Origin of the sequence: Frankia sp. R82 (genome assembly GCF_023716925.1) — a bacterium.
Lineage (GTDB): Bacteria > Actinomycetota > Actinomycetes > Frankiales > Frankiaceae > Frankia.
This window is the reverse complement of sequence record NZ_JAMQQG010000141.1, coordinates 1-1,838: the sequence shown is the minus strand read 5'-3', so window position 1 is coordinate 1,838 and position 1,838 is coordinate 1. Positions and strand designations below refer to the sequence as shown.

Here is a 1,838-nt window from a genome sequence, read left to right as displayed (position 1 = left end):
ATTGGGAATCCACCGGTGAACGGATCGGAGTACCCGGAACCGGAGCGGGTGGCCGGCGCGGGCGGCGCGGGCGGCAGCGAGAAACGCGGCGGCTCAGCCGGCGCGACCTCGACCGATCGGGCCGTGGCCGGGCCGGAGGTGTCGTCCGGCCGGCGGTCGAAGCCGTAGCCCCCGCCGCCGGCCGAGGCGTCCGCCCGGGTGGCTGCGGCGGGACCAGCTGGCGAGACAGCGGGCAGGTGCGACCAGGCCGCAGGCCGGGGCGGATCGGGCACGGGCGGGGCGACGGAAATCGCGGAGGAGGAACCGGCCGTCGCCCCGTCCCAGGTGCTGGTGACGTCGAACGGGTCGGCGTGGCGGTGGGACCTGCCCGGCCCGGCCGAGGTGGGTTCGACGGAGGGTGCCGAGGCCGGGGACCAGGGGGCGGCGTCCCAGTGTGACGGCGGGGACGGAGACTCGGGTTCACCGACCCGCTCGACGGCGAAGAAGTCGTCGTCGCGACGGGTGGGGACCGGCCGATTGAGATCGGCGTCGTGTGTCGTCACCGGACGATCACCTGCCGCGCTGCGCCGGGCGATCCGACCGCGGACGCGTGGACGTACTCACGCGCGCAGGCCGCAGCGCGGTGTGCGGTGGTGCGATACATGATCATCGGGCGGCATCTCCTGCCCCCCAGGTCAGCAAGAAGATCGAAAAAAACATGACGGCACCTCGTCAGGTGCCGAGCGGTACGCACAAAAATTGTGCTAATGATGTTGTCGAACGATTTTACACGGGAGCTGGTCATCGCTTGTCACGGCAGGCGGCATAGATCTCCCGCACGATCCGCTGGGAGGACTCCGACTGCACGCTGGCGCTGAACCGCCGGTACTCCTCCTGGGTGTACGTGGCCTCCAGTTTGTCCAGCGTGCAGGTGCAGTAGCTCTCGTTGCCGTTGCTGACATCGAGGCAGGAGCCGAGGTAGGCGTTTCGGACGTCCTTGTCGTACTGGCCATGCCCGGCCGCGGTGGCGCCAGTGGACGGCCCGCCCGCCGAGTCACCGCCGCTCAGCGCCAGGTAGCCGACCGCGCCGAGGCCGAGGAAGACCAGCACCACCGTGGCGACGATCAGCACGACCGGTCGGCGGCGGGCCTCACGCACCGCGGCCGACACCCGAGCCGGTAGGCCCGTGGCGGCGGCCCCTCCCCGGGTGACCTGCGGTGCCCGGGGGTCAAGGCGCCCGCGCGAAGGCGCCCAGCCCGATCGACCGCCCGTGTCGTCCTGGCCGTGCGGCGCCGGGTCGAACTCGTCATCCAGCTCGTCGTCCCAGTGCGCGACACCCGCGGACCGCAGCGGCGTCGCGCCGGTGTGCATGGCGGTGCTGCCGGGACGGCGGATCTCCCCCGTCTGATCGATGGGGCGCCGGATCTCGCCGGTCTGCTCGCTGTCGGTGTTCCAGGGACCGGGCCCCCGGGGATCGGCGCGCCCCACCGGGCCGGTCGACCCGGCGTCGCTCGACAACCCACCCGCCGCGCCCAGCCCACCCGGTGCCACCGGCCCGGCAGTCGTGCCCAGCCCACCGGTCGAGGCCAGCCCACCCGGGGCCTTCGGCCCGGCGGTCCACGGCTGCTCGCCGATCGGGGTCTGTTCACCGGCTCGATGCTGTTCGTCGGCCGGGGTCTGCGCACCGGTCAGGGTCTGTTCACCGGTCAGGGCCCAGTGTCCGAACTGGGCCGCGCTGCCATACGCCGGCAGCACGCCCGTGCCCGCCGCACCGGCCAGGCCGAGGCCGGGCGTACCCGGACCGGCCGCACCCGTACCCGGCACACCCTGGCCGGGCTGGCCGGGCTGGCCGGGCTGGC

General features: G+C 73.4%; 1 protein-coding gene and 1 pseudogene. Both read right to left on the bottom strand.

All coding sequences use genetic code 11. From position 1 onward, the window contains the following. Positions 1-542 (bottom strand): annotated as a pseudogene (locus tag ND747_RS16215) (hypothetical protein); the annotation flags it as partial. A 238-nt stretch (positions 543-780) separates the two neighbouring features. After that, positions 781-1,838: hypothetical protein (locus tag ND747_RS16210; RefSeq protein WP_251734448.1), on the bottom strand; the 1,058-nt coding region annotated here is incomplete at its 5' end.